Genomic DNA, 17,352 nt, shown 5'->3' with positions numbered 1-17,352 from the left:
GGCGTCTACGCGAAAAAAGCCTGAGTTCGGTTGAGCGCGTCCACGAAGGCGTCGGCCTCCGCGTCCGTATTATATAGGGCGAAGGACGCGCGGGCGCTCGAGGTCACCCCGAAGCGGCGCATCAGGGGCTCGGCGCAATGGGTTCCGGCGCGCACGGCGATCCCGTAGCGGTCCAGGATCTGCGCCACGTCGTGGGCGTGGGCGCCGTCGACGGTGAAGGCCATCACGGCCCCCTTCCCCGGCGCTTCGCCGATCACCTTCAACCAGTTGGCGCCGCTCAGCCCCTCGCGCACGCGGGCGTAGAGCCTGGCTTCGTGCTCGGCGATCGCCGCCCGGTCCAGGCCCGACAGCCACTCGATCGCCGCACCCAGGCCGATCGCCTCCAGGATCGGCGGCGTGCCGGCCTCGAAGCGATGCGGCGGGTCGGCGTAGGTGATCGCCTCCAGGCTGACGGCACCGATCATCTCCCCGCCCCCCTGATAGGGCGGCAGGGCGGCCAGCCGCCCGGCCTTGCCGTACAGCACGCCGATCCCGGTGGGCCCGTAGAGCTTGTGCGCCGAGAAGACATAGAAGTCCGCGTCCAGCGCCTTCACGTCCACGGGCGCGTGCACCACGCCCTGGCAGCCGTCGATCAGGGTCAGGGCGCCGGCGGCCTTGGCCTGGGCGATGATCCCGGCGATCGGATTGATGGTGCCGAGCACGTTGGACATGTGGCTGACCGCCACGACCTTCGTTCGGGGCCCCAGGAGGCGCGGCAGGGCGCCCAGGTCCAGGCGGCCGTCGTCGGTCACCGGAATGAACTTCAGCACCACGCCCTGCCGCTCGCGCAGGAAATGCCAGGGCACGATGTTGGCGTGGTGCTCCATCTCGGTGAGCAGCACCTCGTCTCCGGCCTTCAGCAGCGACAGCCCAAGGCCCGAGGCGACCAGGTTGATCGCCTCGGTGCCGCCCTTGGTGAAGACGATCTCGTCCTCCCCGGCGTTCAGGAACCGGGCGACGCTCCTTCGGGCCTGCTCGTAGGCCTCGGTCGTCTCGTTGGCCAGGGTGTGTAGCCCGCGGTGCACGTTGGCGTAGGAATGCTCCATCGCCCGGGTCATGGCCTCGATCACCGCCCGCGGCTTCTGGGCGCTGGCGGCGCTGTCCAAGTAAACCAGCGGCTTGCCGTTCACCTGCCGGCGCAGGATCGGGAACTCGGCCCGGACGGCCTCGACGTCAAACGCCATCGCCGCCTCCAAGCCTGCGCTCAGCCCAGGCGCGGGCGGCCTCGCGGGCGGCCTCGTGTTCGATGCGCTCGATCACCTCGCCGACGAAGGCCCTGGTGAGCATCGCCCGGGCTTCAGCCTCGGGCATGCCGCGCTGGCGGGCGTAGAACAGGGCGTCCTCGTCCAGGGCGCCGATCGAGTTGCCGTGCGCGCAGGCCACGTCGTCGGCATAGATCTCCAGCTCCGGCTTGGCGTCGACCTCGGCCCTGTCCGACAGGATCAGCGCATGGTGGCCCATCCGCGCGTCGGTCTGGTCGGCGCCTTCGGAGACCACGATGCGGCCCTGGAACACGCCACGGGCCTGGCCGTCGACCACGCCCTTGGTGAGTTGATCGGTCCGCCCGTCCTGCCCGGCGTGCACGAGGATGGTGGTCAGATCCGCGTGCCGGCGCTCCGCCAGCACATAGGCCGCGTCGAGCCTCACCTCCGCGCCGGCGCCGGGGTGCGTGACCCGCGTCTCCAGGCGCTGGCGCTTGGCCCCGTCGGTCAGGCTGGTCTGCATGAGTCTCGCGTCCGGTCCTAGCACCACGTCGGCAGCGGCCACGCGCACGGCCTCGGCGCCGTCGCCGGCCAGCACGACGCGCTCCAGCACCCCGCCCTCGGCGATGTCGATGTCGAGCGCCACGTCGGCCACATAGCCGTCGCCCAGCGCCTCATGGCTTTCCAGCAGGATCAGGCGCGCGCCCGCGCCCACCCGGACCTTGGCCTCGACTGCATGCGAGGTCTCGGCGGTGGCCGCCACGAAGCGCAGGCGAAGCGCCCGCGTCTCGCCCGCCGGCACGGCCAGGGCGCCGGCGTCGCCGCGGACTACGCCGTTGACGAAGGCGACCTCGCCCTCGCCCGCCTCGCCGAACGGCCCGGCGGGCAGCGGCCCGTCGAACGCCGGCGCGGCCGGCGGCAAGGCGCGCAGCAGGCCGCGCAGGTCCGTCCAGCGCCAGTCCTCGTCCCTGCGGCTGGGCAGCAGGGCGACGTCACGATCGCGCAGAGCGGCGGCCAGACTCAAGCGGCGGCCCTCGCGTACTTGTCGTAGCCCTCGCGCTCCAGCTCGTGGGCCAGCTCAGGCCCGCCGGAGGCGACGATCCGCCCGCCGGACAGCACGTGGACCCGGTCGGGTTTGATGTAGTCCAGGAGGCGCTGGTAGTGGGTGATGACCAGCATCGAGCGCTCGGGCGAGCGCAGGGCGTTCACCCCGTCGGCGACGATGCGCAGGGCGTCGATGTCCAGGCCGGAATCGGTCTCGTCCAGGATCAGCAGGCGCGGCGAAAGCATCGCCATCTGAAAGATTTCCATGCGCTTCTTCTCACCGCCCGAGAAGCCGACGTTGAGCGCGCGCTTGAGCATGTCGAAGTCAATCTTCAGCGCCGCGGCCTTCTCGCGGGCGAGCTTCAGGAACTCCGGCGCGGTGATCTCCGGCTCGCCCCTGGCCTTGCGCTGGGCGTTCATCGCCGTGCGGATGAAGGTCAGCGCCGGAACCCCCGGAATCTCCAGCGGATACTGGAACGACAGGAAGACGCCGCGCGCCGCCCGCTCGTTGGGCTCCAGGGCCAGGAGATCCTCGCCGTCCAGGGTGGCCGAGCCCTCGGTGATCTCATAGCCCTCGCGGCCGGTGAGCACGTAGGACAGGGTCGACTTGCCCGCCCCGTTCGGCCCCATGATCGCGTGCACTTCGCCTGCGGGCACGTCCAGCGACAGGCCCTTCAGGATCGGCTTGCCCTCGACCGAGGCGTGGAGGTTTTCGATCTTCAGCATTCAGCGGGTCTCGTCGGCGAGGTACTGGGCGATGACCAGGAGGGCGTCGTCCACGCCCTCCACGGCTTGCTGCTTGCGCGGCGCGCTCGCGCCCGGAACGGAGGTGTTGCGCTTGTCGGCCGAGCGCACGTCGGCGTTGCCGCCCTCGAAATAGGCAGTGATGCGGAATTCCTCGTGCTCCAGCGTGACCGTGAAGCGGGTGGCGGACATCTGCAGCGTCAGCCCCTTCTCCGCCAGGAAGGCGGTCTCGCCGCTCAGGCGGTCGTAGAGCGCCTGGGCGTTGGCCAGGTCGAGCTCCTGCTGCTTGCGCTCGGCGTCCAGCCGGGCCTGGCGCTCGGCCTCGCGCCGGGCGTGCTCGGCCTCGAACGCCTGCTCCAGCGAGATCGACGGGGACTTGGCGACGGCGTCAGAACTCATCCGACGGAACCCTCCAGGGAAATGGCGACGAGCTTCTGGGCCTCGACGGCGAATTCCATCGGCAGCTCCTGAAGCACGTCCTTGACGAAGCCGTTGACCAGCAACTGGACGGCCTCTTCCTGCGATAGACCGCGCTGCATCGCATAGAAGAGCTGGTCTTCCGAAAGCTTGGTGGTGGTGGCCTCGTGTTCGAACACCGCGTGGCCGTTGCGGGCCTCGATGTAGGGCACGGTGTGGGCCGCGCAGCGCTTGCCGATCAGCAGGCTGTCGCACTGGGTGAAGTTGCGCGCGCCCTTGGCCTTGGGATGGGCCGAGACCAGGCCGCGATAGGTGTTCGACGAGCGGCCCGCCGAGATGCCCTTGGAGATGATCCGCGAGCGGGTGTTGGCCCCCAGGTGGATCATCTTGGTGCCGGTGTCGGCCTGCTGGCGGCCATTGGTGATGGCGATGGAGTAGAACTCGCCGACGCTGCCCTCGCCGCGCAGCACGCAGGACGGATACTTCCAGGTGATCGCCGAGCCGGTCTCGACCTGGGTCCAGGACACCTTGGAGCGGTCGCCGCGGCAGTCGGCGCGCTTGGTGACGAAGTTGTAGATGCCGCCCTTGCCGGTCTCCGGATCGCCCGGATACCAGTTCTGCACGGTGGAGTACTTGATCTCGGCGTCGTCCAGGGCGACCAGCTCGACCACGGCGGCGTGAAGCTGGTTCTCGTCCCGCTGCGGCGCGGTGCAGCCTTCCAGGTAGGAGACGTAGGCGCCCTTGTCGGCGATGATCAGGGTGCGCTCGAACTGGCCGCTCTCGGCGGCGTTGATGCGGAAATAAGTCGACAGCTCCATCGGGCAGCGCACGCCCGGCGGCACGTAGACGAAGCTGCCGTCCGAGAAGACCGCGCTGTTCAGGCAGGCGAAGTAGTTGTCCGAGACCGGCACGACCGAACCCAGGTACTTTTTCACCAGCTCCGGATGCTCGCGGATCGCCTCGCTGATCGAGCAGAAGATGACGCCGGCCTCGGCCAGCTCCTTCTTGAAGGTGGTCACCACGGAAACGGAATCGAAAACCGCGTCGACGGCGTAGCGCGGCGCGCCCTGAACGCCGGCCAGAACCTCCTGCTCCTTCAGCGGGATGCCCAGCTTTTCGTAGGTGGCCAGGAGTTCCGGATCGACCTCGTCCAGGCTCTTGGGCCCGGACTTCTCCTTGGGCGCGGCGTAGTAGTAGGCGTCCTGGTAGTCGATCTTGGGGAACGACACCTTGGCCCAGTCCGGCTCGTCCATGGCCTGCCAGCGCTCGAACGCCTCCAGCCGCCAGGCCAGCATCCATTCCGGCTCGCTTTTCTTGGCCGAGATGAAGCGCACGATGTCGGCGTTCAGCCCCTTGGGCGCGAACTCCTGGTCGATGGCGGTGACGAAGCCGTGCTTGTACTTCTCCAGCGCTTCGACGTGCTCGACGGTCTGTTTGACGGCGGCCATACGCGAACTACCTCAAGCGGCCGGCGCGCGGCGGCGCGCGGCGTGGCGGTCGTGAGCCTGACGCCAGGCCTCCACGAACCGGTTCCAATCTTCCTTGGTCGTGGCCCAGCCGCCGCTGACGCGGATGGCGCAGCCGGCCAGGTCGCCCTGGCCCATGGCGGCGAGCACGTGGCTGGGCGTGACCTTGCCTGACGAGCAGGCCGAGCCGGCGCTGACCATCACGCCGGCAAGGTCCAGCGCCATCACCTGCAGCTCCGAGCCATGGCCGGGAGAGGCCACGCACAGGGTGTTGGCGACGCGCTCGGCGCCCGCCCCCATCGCGACGGCGCCCATCGCGGTGAGCTCGGCCTCGGCGGCGTCGCGCCAGGCGGCCTGGGCCTGGATCGCCGCCACGCCCTCGCGGGCCGCGCGGGCGGCCGCGCCGAACCCGGCGATCCCGGGGGTGTTCTCGGTGCCGCCGCGCCGGCCGCGCTCCTGCCCCCCGCCGTGTTGGCGGCGCGACAGGCTGGCGCGCGGCCCGAAGGTCAGCGCGCCGACGCCTTGCGGGCCGCCCAGCTTGTGGGAGGAGACGACCAGGGTGTCCGCGCCCATGGCGCGGCTGTCGAGCGCGATCTTGCCGGCGGCCTGGATCGCGTCGACGTGCAGCCAGCCCTCCGCCTCGCGCACGATCCGCGCGGTCTCGGCGACCGGCTGGATCACGCCGGTCTCGTTGTTCGCCGCCATCAGCGCCACGAACGGGCGGCCGTCCGCGGCGTCCCAGCCGGCCAAGCGCGCCTTCAGCCATTCCAGGTCGATCACGCCTCGGACATCGACCGGCGCCAGCTCCACCGCCACGCCCGTCGCCTTGGCGCCCTCCAGCACGCTGGCGTGCTCGACAGCGCTGACGATCAGCCGCCGCGAGCCGGCGGCGACCGCGCTTTCGATGGCGAGCGCATTGGCTTCGGTGCCGCCGCTGGTGAACACGACCGTGGACGCCGGCGCGCCGATCAGGGCGGCCACCTCGCCGCGCGCCTCCTCGACGATCGCCCGCGCCGCGCGGCCGGCGGCGTGGACCGAAGAGGGATTGCCCCCGACCTCAAGCGCGCGCGCCACCGCCGCAGCCGCGTCGGGCCGGACGGGAGCGGTGGCGTTGTAGTCGAGGTAGACGGCGTTCATGCCGCCTCCTGGTGGTCGGCCGCCAGGCGCCCGGAGACGACGTCGGCCAGGCTCACCGACTGCAGATAGTCGTGGATCCGCTGGCCCATCTGCTCCCACAGGTCGTGGGTCAGGCAGCGCTCGCCCTTCAGCATGCAGCCCTTGCGGCTGCCCTGGCCGCCGCAGCGGGTGGCGCGCAGCGGCTCGTCCACGGCCAGCACGATGTCGGCGATGTTGGTTTCCTCGGCTGGCCTGGCCAGCCGGTAGCCGCCGCCGGGGCCGCGCGAGCTCTTCACCAGGCCGCGACGCCTGAGGCGGGCGAACAACTGCTCCAGATAGGACAGCGAGATTTCCTGACGCACGGCGATCTCGGCCAGCGACACGGCGCGGTCGTCCTCGCGCCGGGCCAGGTCGGCCATGGCCATCACCGCGTATCGTCCCTTTGTGCTAAGGCGCATCTGGCGAACCCGATTGCAGTTTTCGCGCGCATCCGGTTTCGCTTGTGCTACAAGCCGCGGCTTCGCGCGGGGCTCTCTGACGAGACGGCCGGATGGTCGCGATCTAGGAAGACCGAGCGCACTAGTCAAGTATTCTGCGCGCACCAAGAGAGGTTGGCATGCCAGAAGTGGTTCTGACCGGCGCCGCCGGGCGGATCGAAGGACGATATTCGCAGGGCAAGAGCGAGACCGCGCCGATCGCGCTAATCCTCCACCCGCACCCCAAGGCCGGCGGTCAGATGAACAATCCCGTGGCCGTGCAGCTCTTCCATCTGTTCATGAAGCGCGGCTTTTCGGTGCTGCGCTTCAACTTCCGCGGCGTGGGCCGCAGCCAGGGCGAGTTCGACGCCGGCGTGGGCGAGCTGGCTGATGCGGCCACCGCGCTCGACTGGCTGCAGGCGACCAATCCGGCCGCCGCGCAGTGCTGGGTCGCCGGCTACGACTTCGGCGCCTGGATCGGCATGCAGCTCTTGATGCGCCGGCCGGAGACCGACGGCTTCATCTCGGTCTCGCCGCCGACCAATATGTACGACTTCAGCTTCCTGGCGCCCTGCCCGGCCTCCGGCCTGATCCTGCACGGGGCGGCCGACACCGTGGTCCCGCCCGTGGAGGTGGACCGCGTGGTCTCCAAGCTGCGCACCCAGAAGGGCATCGTCATCGACCATGAGCTGGTCGAGGGCGCCAACCACTTCTGGACCGAGCACCTGCCGGAAGTGGAGCGGCGCGTGGGCGCCTATCTCGACCGCCGCCTGGCGGTCGAAGCCTAGCTCGCCGAGGGCCGCACGATCCGGCCGCCGGGCAGCGGCCTGGGAACGCCCGTCGTCTTGGGAAACGAGATCGGCAGGCCCCGGGCCGTGCGGGCGGCCAGATAGGCGAACGCCTCCGCCTCGATCGAATCGCCGCGCCAGCCGACGTCCTCGGCCTTGCGCACCGGCATGGAGAGGCGCTGGGCCAGCGCCTTCATGATCTCCGGATTGTGCCGGCCGCCGCCGCACACCACCACCTCGCTCGGATCGGCCCCCGCAAGCTCGAAGCCCCGGCGCACGCCCTCGGCGGTGAAGGCCACCAGGGTCGCCGCCGCGTCCTCCAGCTTCAGAGGCTCCAGCGGCGTCAGCGGAAAGTCGTAGCGGTCCAGCGACTTGGGCGGCGGCGCCGAGAAATAGGGATGGGCCAGGAGCGCGTTCAGCACCGCCTCGTCCACCATGCCCACGCTGGCGTAGCGCCCCATCTCGTCATAGCGGCCGGCGCCGCGGCTTTGCAGCAGAAGGTCGATCATGCCGTTGCCGGGGCCGGTGTCGAAGGCGGCGAAGTCGTCGCCGCCGAACCAGAAGGTCACATTGGCCACGCCGCCGATATTCAGCACCGCCAGCGGCGGCGCCATGCCCGAGGCCCGGGCGCGGGCGATGTGATAGACCGGCGCCAGCGGCGCGCCCTCGCCGCCCGCCGCCACGTCGGCCGTGCGGAAATCGAAGGCCACGGGGACGCCGGTCGTGTCCGCCAGCCACTGGCCGTCGGCGAGCTGCACCGTGCGGCCGACGACGCCGTCCTTCGGCCGCTCGTGCAGCACGGTCTGGCCGTGCATGCCGATCAGGTCGATGTCGCTCCAGGAAAGGCCGTTGGCCTTGAGGAACGCCTCGCCGGCCACGTAGTGCTCCTCGGCGCCGGCCACCGCCGCCTCGTCGAAGATGTCGGGCCTGGGCTCGCCCCGCCCCCACTTCAGGGCCACTTCGGTGGCCCTGAGCATCAGGTCGCGCAGGGGCTCGCTCAGCTTGCGCTCCCCGGCCGGGCCGAAGCCGGCGATCGTCTCGCCGTCGGTGTCGAGCACGGCCATGTCGACGGCGTCGAGCGATGTGCCAGTCATGAATCCCAGAACGCGCATTCGCCTTGACTGCCACGGCCCCGGCTTTGTAGCTAGCCGCATGATCGAGCCCCGCGCCCTCGTCGCCCGCTATTACCGCCTGCCCTGAAGCAGGCGCAGCTCGATCCCTTGCGCCAACCCCAGGTCGGCGCCCTTCCCCATCAGATCGGTCCCGGCCGCCCGTCCGGAGACCTCATATGCCCCTCGATATTCCGCCCGGCCGCATGCTAGAGGCCGAGCCTTCCTCGCCCGAGTCATCGCCTATGTCCGCTGAGCCGACCTTCCGATCCCAGTTCCTGCGCACCATGCAGGATCGCGGCTACATTCATCAGATCACCCATCCGGCGGAGCTGGACGAGGCCTGCGTCAGCGGCGTGATCACCGCCTACATCGGCTTCGACGCGACGGCCTCCAGCCTGCACGTGGGCCACCTGATCCAGATCATGATGCTGCGGCGGCTGCAGCAGGCCGGCCACAAGCCCATCGTGCTGATGGGCGGAGGCACCACCAAGGTGGGCGACCCGACTGACAAGGAAGGCCAGCGCCCGCTGCTGACCGAGGCGCAGATCCAGGCCAACATCGACTCGATCAAGTCGACCTTCAGCCGGTTCCTGACCTTCGGCGACGGGCCCACCGACGCGGTGATGGTCAACAACGCCGACTGGCTCGACAAGTTCGGCTACGTCCAGTTCCTGCGCGACTACGGCGTGCACTTCACGGTCAATCGCATGCTCGCCTTCGACAGCGTCAAGACGCGGCTTGAGCGCGAACAGCCGATGACGTTCCTCGAGTTCAACTACATGCTCATGCAGTCGGTGGACTTCCTTGAGCTGGAACGCAAATTCGGCTGCGTGCTGCAGATGGGCGGTTCCGACCAGTGGGGCAACATCGTCAACGGTGTGGAGCTGATCCGCCGGGTCGACGCCAAGCCGGCCTTCGGCCTGACCACGCCGCTGCTCTCCACCGCCTCGGGCCAGAAGATGGGCAAGACCGTGGGCGGGGCGGTGTGGCTGAACGCCGACATGCGCAGCCCGTACGACTACTGGCAGTTCTGGCGGAATACCGAGGACGCCGACGTCGGCCGCTTCATGCGGCTGTTCACCGACATGCCGCTGGACGAGGTCGCCAAGTACGAAGCCCTGGAAGGCGCCGAGATCAACGAGGCCAAGAAGGTGCTGGCCAACGCCGCCACCACCCTGCTGCACGGCGAGGAAGCCGCCCAGCACGCCGCGGCGGCGGCCCAGGCGGCGTTCGAGGAAGGCAAGCTCTCGGCCGACCTGCCGACCCACGAGACGCCGAAGGCCGAGCTCGAGGCCGGGATCGTGCTGGCGGCGCTCGCCGCCGACGCGGGCCTGGCCGGCTCGCGCGGGGAAGCGCGGCGCCTCGCCCAGGGCGGCGGGCTTCGCGTGAACGACGTGCAGGAGACCGACGCCAACCGCGTCGTGACCGCAGCCGACCTGAAGGACGGCGTGATCAAGCTCGCCGCCGGCAAGAAGAAGATCGTGCTGGTCAAGCCCGTCTAGGCTCATCGGCGCGCCCGCTTGCCGCGCGCGGCGGGCGCGCCTAACTCCTCACGTCAGCACGACGAAGGGGATTCCATGAGCGATCTGGTCGAGGGCGCGCCGGCGCCGGACTTCGAACTGGCGGGCGTGAACGGCCCGATCCGTCTGGCCGACTTCAAGGGCAAGGCCCTGGTGCTCTACTTCTATCCGAAGGACGACACCTCCGGCTGCACCCGCGAAGCCCAGGAATTCACCGCCGCGATCGACGACTTCGCCGCCGCGGGCGCGGCCGTCGTCGGCGTCTCCAAGGACTCGCTCGCCCGCCACGCCAAGTTCGCCGACAAGTACGACCTGAAGGTCCTGCTCGGGTCCGATCCCGACGGCGTCGTCATCGAGCGTTACGGCTCCTGGGTCGAGAAGACGCTCTACGGGCGCAAGTACATGGGCATCGACCGCTCCACCTTCCTGATCGATTCGGCCGGCCAGGTCCGCCGGGTGTGGCGGAAGGTGAAGGTTCCCGGCCACGTGGAGGCAGTCCTTGAAGCCGCCCGCCAGTTGTAAAATTCGTGCGTCGAGGCAGATGGAAGCATCGCGCTGGAACTGACGCCCTATTCCACTGTTGTAGAAACGCCGCGGCTCGCGGCTTTTCGGGTCGCGGCGCAGATGAGCCGTTCGCCGGTCGGCAGACCGCGTTAAGCTCTCGTTCATCACCCGAGTGAACACTCGGCAAATCAGCCTTGCGCCCGGTTGCGGCGTTTAAGGCCCTTGCGTGTTTCAGAAAAGTCATTGCATATCGCAAAACCCGTTGTGCAGTTGGGAAGCGATACGCATGACACGCCTCGCGCGCCTTCGCCGATCGCTTGAGGACCTCTTCCCGGAGCGTCACCTCTACATTCGGTCCCGCGGCGAAATGCGCGCGCTTGTTCTCACCACTCGTCGGCAACTGACGATCGCCGGGTGCGTGGCCGGCGCGGCGCTCTGGCTGGGCGTGGGCACGGCGGCCATGCTGGTGAACGCCATGTCGCTGTCCTCCAGCGACCAGGAAGTGGCGCGCACCCAGGCCAAGTACGAACGCTGGATCGCCGACCGCCAGGCCCGGCTGAACAGCGCCGTGGCCCAGCTCAACGCCGCCAACGGCTCCATCGACGATCTCGCCGCGCGGGTCGAGAAGCGCCATGCGGCGCTGGCCCTGCTGCTGACCGACTTCAAGGACGATCCCGGCGCGGCCAAGGCGCTCGCGCCCGCGCTCAACAAGGCCGCCGCCATCCCCTCCGACGCCGATCCGGTGCATCGCGTGGAGATGGTGCGCACCAGCCAGGAGCGCCTGATCGCCGCCGCCGACAGCTACGCCAAGGGCCGCGCCGAGCGCCTGCGCCTGGCCTTCCGCCTGGCCGGCCTGTCGCCCGACGTCTTCATGCCCCGCGGCGGCGCCCTCGGCGGCCCGCTGATCGAGGCCAAGGATCCCCGCGCCCTGGCGGCCGTGCTCGACGTGAACGAGAGCTTCGCCGAGCGCATCCAGCACGCCGCCCAGAACATCTCCGAGGCCAAGGCCCTGGACCAGGCCGCCGCCAAGCTGCCGCTCTCCAAGCCCACGCGCGCCGGCGAGCGCTCCAGCGGCTTCGGCGTGCGCCTCGACCCGTTCACGCACCGGCCGGCCTTCCACTCGGGCCTGGACTTCGCCGGCGGCTTCATGACCCCCGTGCTCTCCACCGCCCCCGGCGTCGTGTCCTTCACCGGCGTGCGCTCGGGCTACGGCAACACCGTGGAGATCGACCACGGGCACGGCTTCAAGACGCGCTACGCCCACCTGGCGGCGATCGCCGTCCACCCCGGCCAGCCCGTCGCCGTCGGCCAACGCGTCGGCGCCATGGGTTCCACCGGACGTTCGACCGGCGTCCATTTGCATTACGAGGTCTGGGTGAACGGTCGCGCCCAAAACCCGGACCGTTTCGTGAGGGCCGGCGAGTATGTTCAGCAAAGCGGCTAAGGGCGGCGACAAGGCCCAATCCAAGCCGGAGGGCCAGCCGGCGTCGGCCTCCGACAACGCGCGCAAGGCGCCGAAGGTGGCCTCGCTGATCGCCGAGCACATGGCCCTCGAAGGCGCCATCGCCGGCGACGGCGAACTGCACCTCGACGGATCGGTCCGCGGCGACGTGCGCGTCAGCAAGCTCACGATCGGCGAGACCGGCCACGTGGAAGGCGCCATCGTCGCCGACACGGTCGAAATCCGCGGCCGCGTGATCGGCACGCTCAGCGCCAAGCAGGTGCGTCTGTACGGCACCGCCTACGTGGACGGCGACATCACCCACGAGCAACTATCGATCGAGGCCGGCGCCTTCTTCCAGGGCCGCAGCCTGAAGTTCCAGCGGCCCGCCGCCACGCCGGGCCCCGCCGCGCCAGCCAAGGGCGAAATCCTGCTGGCCGACGCCGAGCCCGCGCGCAAGGCGACGCAACCCGCCGGCTGACTTGGCCGCTGGCTGACTTGGCCGCCGGCCGAACCGGGCGCCGGCTAGCCGGCCGCCGCCCCGTCCCGCGTCGCGCCGACCCGCTGGGCCAGCGACGCGCCCATGAACTGGTCGAGATCGCCGTCGAGCACGCCTTGCGTGTCGGAGGTCTCCACGTTGGTGCGCAGGTCCTTCACCATCTGGTACGGCTGCAGCACGTACGAGCGGATCTGGTGGCCCCAGCCGATGTCGGTCTTCTGGTCCTCCAGCGCCTGCTGGGCGGCCTCGCGCTTCTGCAGCTCCAGTTCGTAGAGCCGCGCGCGCAGCATCTTCCAGGCCTCGTCGCGGTTCTGGTGCTGCGAGCGGCCGGCCTGGCAGGCCACCACCACGCCGGTGGGAATGTGCGTCAGGCGCACGGCCGAGTCGGTCTTGTTGATGTGCTGTCCGCCCGCGCCCGAGGCCCGGTAGGTGTCGGTGCGCACGTCGGCCGGATTGATGTCGATCTCGATCGCGTCGTCGACGACCGGATAGACCCACACCGAGGCGAAGCTGGTGTGCCGCTTGGCGGCCGCGTCGAACGGGGAGATGCGCACCAGCCGGTGCACCCCGGCCTCGGTCTTCAGCCAGCCGTAGGCGTTGGTCCCCTTAACCTGCAGGGTGACCGACTTGATCCCGGCCTGTTCGCCCGCCGTCTCTTCCAGGAACTCCACGCTCATGCCGTGGGCGTTGGCCCAGCGCGTGTACATGCGCAGCAGCATGCCGGCCCAGTCGTTGGACTCGGTGCCGCCGGCGCCGGAGTTGATTTCGACGAAGGCGTCGTTGCCGTCGGCTTCCCCGGACAGCAGGGCTTCCAGTTCCGCCCGGTCGGCGCGTTCCTTCAACGCCTTGAGCTGGGCGCGGGCCTCGTCGAGCGAAGCCTCGTCGCCCTCCTCGTCGGCCAGCTCGGCGAAACCCGTGGCGTCGGCCAGGTCGCGCTCGAGCGACTGCACCGCCTCGACCTGGCTGGCCAGGCGCTGGCGTTCGCGCATGATGGATTGGGCGGCGGAGGCGTCGTCCCAGAGCGTCGGGTCCTCGACCCGCGCGTTCAGCTCATCGAGCCGTCGGAGCGCAGGCTCCCAGTCAAAGACGCCTCCTGAGCAGTCCGATCGACTGCTCGATGTCGGCCGCAGCGGCCTCGACATCCGGTCTCATGAAAACTCCTCAGGATTCCTGCATGAAGCAAGGGCGGGCCGGATAGCGCGCCCGGCCGGTCAATACAACCCGCTCATATCGTCCACGGGCTTCTTCGGCTGCACGGCGGCCGCGCCCGATTGCGCGCCGGTCACCAGCCCCTCCGGCCATACCTGCGAATAGGGCTGCGGCCCTTCGGGCACGACCATCGGCTCCAGCCGCGGCTCGGTGCCGGGCCGGAACGCCTCGTCGATCCCGTGGACATAGGCGAACTTTGCGTTCTTCGGGGCCTTGAACTCGGTCTTGGGCAGGCCCTTGGTCGCCTCCTTCATGAAGTCGATGAAGATCGGCACCGCCGCCCGCGAGCCCGTCTCGGCATTGCCCAGCGAGCGGTTGTCGTCGAAGCCGACGAAGATGCCGGCGACGATCTGCGGCGAGAAGCCGACGAACCAGGCGCTGCGGTACTCGTTGGTGGTGCCGGTCTTGCCGCCCACCGGCCGGTCCAGCACCCGGGCGGACACGGCCGTGCCCCGCTGCACCACCCCTTCCAGCATCGAGGTGATCTGATAGGCGGTGATCGGGTCCATCACCTGCTCGCCCTCGGGCGGAATGTGCGGGCTCTCCTCGCCGGAGAAGCCGGCCTTGCAGCGATCGCAGTCGCGGCGGTCGGCGCGATAGATCACCTTGCCCTCCCGGTCCTCGACCAGCTCGATCAGGTGCGGATCGACCTTGCGCCCGCCGTTGACGAAGCTGGCGTAGGCCGCCGTCAGCTTGAAGGGCGTCGTCTCGCCGGCGCCCAGCGACATCGCCAGCACCGGCGCCATGTCCTTCACCACGCCCAGCTTGATGGCCATGTCGCGGATCTTGCGCATGCCCACGCCCTGGGCGAGGCGCACGGTCATGGTGTTGCGCGACAGCTCCAGGCCGCGGCGCAGCGGCATCGCGCCGTAGTACTTGCGATTGTAGTTCTCCGGGCTCCAGACCTCGCCTTCCTTGGCGCCCGGCAGCGAGATGGCCGAGTCGAGCACCATGCTGGCGGGCGTGTAGCCGTTCTCCAGCGCCGTGGCGTAGACGATCGGCTTGAAGGCCGAACCGGGCTGGCGCATCGCCTGCGTCGCCCGATTGAAGTTGGACAGCGAGAACGAATAGCCGCCCACCATCGCCAGCACGCGGCCGGAATAGGGCTCGATGGCCACCAGGGCGCCGTTGACGGTCGGCACCTGGCGCAGGCGGTAGCCCCCCTGCCCGTCGGGCTCGACGAACACCAGGTCGCCCACGGACAAGCCCTTGCCCGCCCGGGCCCAGGTCACGTCCTCGCCGACGATCGCGCCGGTCTCGCCGCTGTCGGCCAGTTGCACGCGCACGGCCCCTTGCGCCTGGGTGACCACCGCGGCGCGCCAGCCACGCCGCTCGGAAGGCGGAGAGGTCTTCTTGGCCAGGGCCTCCCAGCCGGGCGCGACCTCGACATGGCCCCAGGCGCCGCGCCAGCCGTGGCGGCGGTCATAGGACTCCAGTCCGCGCATCAGGGCCACGCGCGCGGCGGTCTGCAGACGCGGATCCAGCGTCGTGCGCATGTAGTAGCCGCCCTCGTTGATCCGCTTGCCCAGGGTCGCCAGGCCCCGGCGGCGCACCTCCTCGACGAAGTAGTCGGCGTCCCGGTACTTGGCGCGCGTCGGCGCGTTCTGGACCTTCAGGTCCTCCTTCATCGCCGCCTCGGCCTCGGCGCGGGTGATCCAGCCGCTCTCGGCCATCTGCCCAAGCACCCAGTTGCGCCGCGCCATGGCCGCGGCCTTGTGGCGGATCGGGTGGTAGTTGTCCGGCCCCTTGGGCAGCGAGGCCAGATAGGCGCACTCGGCCAGGGAAAGGTCGGAGATCGACTTGCCGAAATAGTTGTAGGCCGCCGCGCCGACCCCGTAGGAGCGATAGCCCAGCCAGATCTCGTTGAGATAGAGCTCCAGGATCTGCGTCTTGCCGAGCGTCTGTTCCAGGCGCTGGGCCAGGATCGCTTCCTTCAGCTTGCGCCCGATGGTCGCGTCGCTGGTCAGGAGCACGTTCTTGGCCACCTGCTGGGTGATGGTCGAGCCGCCCTCCAGCCGGCGCCCGCGCACGGCGTTCATCACGTTCTTGATCATCGCCCGGCCCACGCCCATCGGGTCGACACCGCCGTGATGGAAGAAATTGCGGTCCTCTGCGGCCATGAAGGCCTCGACCAGCCGCGGCGGCATGGCGTCATAGGGCACGTAGATGCGCCGCTCGCGCGAGAACTCGCCGATCAGGGTGCCGTCCCAGGCATAGGCGCGCGTGGCCGTGGGCGGGCGATAGTCCACCAGATCGCCCGCGTCGGGCATGTCGCGAAACAGCCAGGCCGCATAGACCGCCACGGCGAAACCGGCCACGGCGATAGCGCTCAGCACGGCCACGCCGAGGATCGCGACCCATCTCTGAGGGGGATTCAAGACTGGCAAACCTCCGCGCGCGTGTTGCGCCCGCCCGCCGAGGTCTAGAGTGCGTTCCGGCAAAGGGGAAGACGGTTTTGCGGCCTGCGTCGCCCTGGCGCGCGGCCTGTCGGCCGGCGGGCCCTAGCGCGCGGCCAGCCGCGTCTGTTGGTTGAAGTAGTCGTCGATCGCGTCGCCGACGGAATCCATGAACACCGCGCGCCGCTTGGCGCTGCGCAGCAAGGCCTCGTCCTGGTCGTTGTTGACGAAGCCCATCTCCAGCAGCACCGCCGGCACGTCCGGCGCCAGCAGCACCACCAGCCCCGCCTCGCGGTGGCTGCGGCGCAGGAGCTGGACGTGGTCGTCGATCCGGTCGAGCAGGTCCTCGGCGAACATGGCCGAGCGGTTCTTGGTGGCCCGCTGGGTCAGGTCGAGCAGGATGTCGCTCACGCCGCCCCCGGCCAGGCTGGCCTTCATGAACCAGTCGTCCTGGTTGACGAAGTGCGCCGAGCGGCTCGCGGCCTTGTCGGACAGGGTGTAGACGCTGGCGCCGCGCATGTCGGTCGTCGGCCCGGAGTCGGCGTGCAGCGAGATGAACAGGTCCGCATCGGCCCGCCGCGCGATCTGCACGCGCTCTTCCAGCGGCACGTAGACGTCGCTGTCGCGGGTCATCACCACCTTGTAGCGGCCGGACTTCTCGAGCCGGGCCTTCAGGGCCCGGGCCGCGGCCAGGTTGATGTCCTTCTCCTGGCTGCGCGCGCCCTGGGCGCCGGGGTCCTTGCCCCCGTGGCCGGCGTCGATCACCACGACCCGCTTCAGCGACACGGCCTTAGCCTTAACCGTCATGTGCGCCGAGGTCAGCTTCACGTCGGGATTGGCCGGCGGGTTCGTCGCGGCCACGTCGATCACGTAGCGGTAGAAGTTCACCCCGTCGGCGGGCGGCAGCAGGAACCGGCGCTTGATCTTGGCGTCGTCGGACAGCTCGACCTTCAGCCGCGCGCCGCCGGCCGTGTCGTCCAGCGTCCAGCTCTTGACCAGGCCGTGACCGTCGCCCTGCAGGTCGCCGCGCACGTCCACGCCGCCAAGGGTGAGCACCACCTGCCCGTCAGCGCCGTCCGAAGCCACCTTGCCGGAGGCCGAGCGGTCCAGGTCGATGACGATACGGGTTTCCTTCAGGTCGCCGCCCAGGCGCACCTTCAGCACGCCGGCGCCGGCCGTCGCCGCCTGGGAAGCGGCCACGGCGGCCAGGCAGATCAGGCCGCCGACGACGACCGCCGCCCGCGCGCCCTTGCGCCTGAACATCCCGCCGATGCGCGCCAACATGCGCCGCAAAACCCTGCCTCGATGTGGAGTAACCTTGAACGAATATACGCTCCAGCTCTGTGCACAAACGGTTAAACCCCCTGCGCGAGCGACAG

Annotated in this window: 16 protein-coding genes; 5 read left to right on the top strand and 11 right to left on the bottom strand. The window is 69.7% G+C overall.

Translation table 11 applies throughout. From position 1 onward, the window contains the following. Window positions 1-5: 5 nt before the first annotated feature. From ACE3TA_RS03210 to ACE3TA_RS03180, 7 genes are read right to left on the bottom strand one after another with little or no spacing between them, the layout of a single operon-like run. Window positions 6-1,223 carry an aminotransferase class V-fold PLP-dependent enzyme gene (locus ACE3TA_RS03210; protein ID WP_374570371.1) on the bottom strand — a complete coding sequence of 406 codons (1,218 nt, stop codon included), beginning with the start codon at window positions 1,221-1,223 and terminating at the stop codon, window positions 6-8. Continuing rightward, on the bottom strand, window positions 1,213-2,265 hold the full coding sequence (gene sufD, locus ACE3TA_RS03205; protein ID WP_374570369.1) for a Fe-S cluster assembly protein SufD: 1,053 nt from the start codon (window positions 2,263-2,265) through the stop codon (window positions 1,213-1,215). The genes ACE3TA_RS03210 and sufD overlap by 11 nt, the downstream gene beginning before the upstream one ends. Then, complete coding sequence (gene sufC, locus ACE3TA_RS03200; protein ID WP_374570367.1) at window positions 2,262-3,011, bottom strand: Fe-S cluster assembly ATPase SufC; 750 nt, start codon at window positions 3,009-3,011, stop codon at window positions 2,262-2,264. Before sufC ends, sufD begins: the two co-directional genes overlap by 4 nt. Then, window positions 3,012-3,428 carry a hypothetical protein gene (locus ACE3TA_RS03195; protein WP_374570365.1) on the bottom strand — a complete coding sequence of 139 codons (417 nt, stop codon included), beginning with the start codon at window positions 3,426-3,428 and terminating at the stop codon, window positions 3,012-3,014. It abuts the gene before it with no gap. Next, the gene (gene sufB / locus ACE3TA_RS03190; RefSeq protein ID WP_374570363.1) at window positions 3,425-4,894 is read right to left on the bottom strand and encodes a Fe-S cluster assembly protein SufB; all 1,470 of its coding nucleotides are present in this window, start codon (window positions 4,892-4,894) and stop codon (window positions 3,425-3,427) included. The genes ACE3TA_RS03195 and sufB overlap by 4 nt, the downstream gene beginning before the upstream one ends. Before the next feature lie 12 nt (window positions 4,895-4,906). Further along, the gene (locus ACE3TA_RS03185) at window positions 4,907-6,049 is read right to left on the bottom strand and encodes a cysteine desulfurase family protein (protein ID WP_374570361.1); all 1,143 of its coding nucleotides are present in this window, start codon (window positions 6,047-6,049) and stop codon (window positions 4,907-4,909) included. Continuing rightward, on the bottom strand, window positions 6,046-6,486 hold the full coding sequence (locus tag ACE3TA_RS03180) for an Rrf2 family transcriptional regulator (RefSeq protein ID WP_374570359.1): 441 nt from the start codon (window positions 6,484-6,486) through the stop codon (window positions 6,046-6,048). Before ACE3TA_RS03180 ends, ACE3TA_RS03185 begins: the two co-directional genes overlap by 4 nt. Window positions 6,487-6,644: 158 nt before the next feature. Between ACE3TA_RS03180 and ACE3TA_RS03175 the strand changes: the two genes are divergently transcribed. Then, complete coding sequence (locus tag ACE3TA_RS03175) at window positions 6,645-7,292, top strand: alpha/beta hydrolase (protein ID WP_374570357.1); 648 nt, start codon at window positions 6,645-6,647, stop codon at window positions 7,290-7,292. Here the strand turns inward: ACE3TA_RS03175 and ACE3TA_RS03170 are convergent. Further along, entirely contained in the window at window positions 7,289-8,404 is a 1,116-nt protein-coding gene (locus ACE3TA_RS03170; RefSeq protein WP_374570355.1) for an anhydro-N-acetylmuramic acid kinase, read from the bottom strand. The two genes, ACE3TA_RS03175 and ACE3TA_RS03170, sit on opposite strands and share 4 nt — an antisense overlap. Before the next feature lie 176 nt (window positions 8,405-8,580). Between ACE3TA_RS03170 and tyrS the strand changes: the two genes are divergently transcribed. From tyrS to ACE3TA_RS03150, 4 genes are all read left to right on the top strand, one after another. After that, complete coding sequence (gene tyrS, locus ACE3TA_RS03165; RefSeq protein ID WP_374570353.1) at window positions 8,581-9,906, top strand: tyrosine--tRNA ligase; 1,326 nt, start codon at window positions 8,581-8,583, stop codon at window positions 9,904-9,906. Between the two features lie 75 nt (window positions 9,907-9,981). Next, window positions 9,982-10,446: a peroxiredoxin gene (locus ACE3TA_RS03160; protein ID WP_374570351.1), complete on the top strand. Its 465-nt coding sequence runs from the start codon at window positions 9,982-9,984 to the stop codon at window positions 10,444-10,446. A gap of 262 nt (window positions 10,447-10,708) precedes the next feature. After that, window positions 10,709-11,872 (top strand): M23 family metallopeptidase, encoded by a 1,164-nt coding sequence (locus tag ACE3TA_RS03155; RefSeq protein WP_374571113.1) that lies wholly within the window; start codon window positions 10,709-10,711, stop codon window positions 11,870-11,872. Continuing rightward, window positions 11,853-12,350, top strand: a complete 498-nt coding sequence (locus tag ACE3TA_RS03150; RefSeq protein WP_374570349.1) for a polymer-forming cytoskeletal protein — start codon at window positions 11,853-11,855, stop codon at window positions 12,348-12,350. Before ACE3TA_RS03155 ends, ACE3TA_RS03150 begins: the two co-directional genes overlap by 20 nt. A gap of 44 nt (window positions 12,351-12,394) precedes the next feature. Here ACE3TA_RS03150 and prfB read toward each other — a convergent pair. The 3 genes from prfB to ACE3TA_RS03135 form a co-directional block, all read right to left on the bottom strand. Next, a protein-coding gene (gene prfB / locus ACE3TA_RS03145) for a peptide chain release factor 2 (protein ID WP_374570347.1) occupies window positions 12,395-13,520 on the bottom strand; the annotation gives its coding sequence in 2 pieces (ribosomal slippage) (window positions 12,395-13,450 and window positions 13,452-13,520; 1,125 coding nt in all). Window positions 13,521-13,579: 59 nt separating this feature from the next. Next, window positions 13,580-15,919 carry a penicillin-binding protein 1A gene (locus ACE3TA_RS03140; protein ID WP_374570345.1) on the bottom strand — a complete coding sequence of 780 codons (2,340 nt, stop codon included), beginning with the start codon at window positions 15,917-15,919 and terminating at the stop codon, window positions 13,580-13,582. A 159-nt stretch (window positions 15,920-16,078) separates the two neighbouring features. Continuing rightward, window positions 16,079-17,257, bottom strand: a complete 1,179-nt coding sequence (locus ACE3TA_RS03135; RefSeq protein ID WP_374570343.1) for an N-acetylmuramoyl-L-alanine amidase — start codon at window positions 17,255-17,257, stop codon at window positions 16,079-16,081. Window positions 17,258-17,352 lie beyond the last annotated feature (95 nt).

The organism is Phenylobacterium sp. (assembly GCF_041916435.1).
In the GTDB taxonomy this organism is placed as follows: domain Bacteria; phylum Pseudomonadota; class Alphaproteobacteria; order Caulobacterales; family Caulobacteraceae; genus Phenylobacterium.
Note: the sequence above shows the minus strand (reverse complement) of the source record. Positions and strands in the feature narration are given on the sequence as shown.

Bases quoted from the DNA above. Each gene is read 5' to 3' on its own strand.
- sufB (WP_374570363.1), bottom strand. From the start codon at position 4,894: ATGGCCGCCGTCAAACAGACCGTCGAGCACGTCGAAGCGCTGGAGAAG.
- ACE3TA_RS03185 (WP_374570361.1), bottom strand. From the start codon at position 6,049: ATGAACGCCGTCTACCTCGACTACAACGCCACCGCTCCCGTCCGGCCC.
- ACE3TA_RS03180 (WP_374570359.1), bottom strand. From the start codon at position 6,486: ATGCGCCTTAGCACAAAGGGACGATACGCGGTGATGGCCATGGCCGAC.
- ACE3TA_RS03175 (WP_374570357.1), top strand. From the start codon at position 6,645: ATGCCAGAAGTGGTTCTGACCGGCGCCGCCGGGCGGATCGAAGGACGA.
- ACE3TA_RS03170 (WP_374570355.1), bottom strand. From the start codon at position 8,404: ATGCGCGTTCTGGGATTCATGACTGGCACATCGCTCGACGCCGTCGAC.
- ACE3TA_RS03195 (WP_374570365.1), bottom strand. From the start codon at position 3,428: ATGAGTTCTGACGCCGTCGCCAAGTCCCCGTCGATCTCGCTGGAGCAG.
- ACE3TA_RS03135 (WP_374570343.1), bottom strand. From the start codon at position 17,257: ATGTTGGCGCGCATCGGCGGGATGTTCAGGCGCAAGGGCGCGCGGGCG.
- tyrS (WP_374570353.1), top strand. From the start codon at position 8,581: ATGCCCCTCGATATTCCGCCCGGCCGCATGCTAGAGGCCGAGCCTTCC.
- ACE3TA_RS03150 (WP_374570349.1), top strand. From the start codon at position 11,853: ATGTTCAGCAAAGCGGCTAAGGGCGGCGACAAGGCCCAATCCAAGCCG.
- ACE3TA_RS03210 (WP_374570371.1), bottom strand. From the start codon at position 1,223: ATGGCGTTTGACGTCGAGGCCGTCCGGGCCGAGTTCCCGATCCTGCGC.
- ACE3TA_RS03160 (WP_374570351.1), top strand. From the start codon at position 9,982: ATGAGCGATCTGGTCGAGGGCGCGCCGGCGCCGGACTTCGAACTGGCG.
- sufC (WP_374570367.1), bottom strand. From the start codon at position 3,011: ATGCTGAAGATCGAAAACCTCCACGCCTCGGTCGAGGGCAAGCCGATC.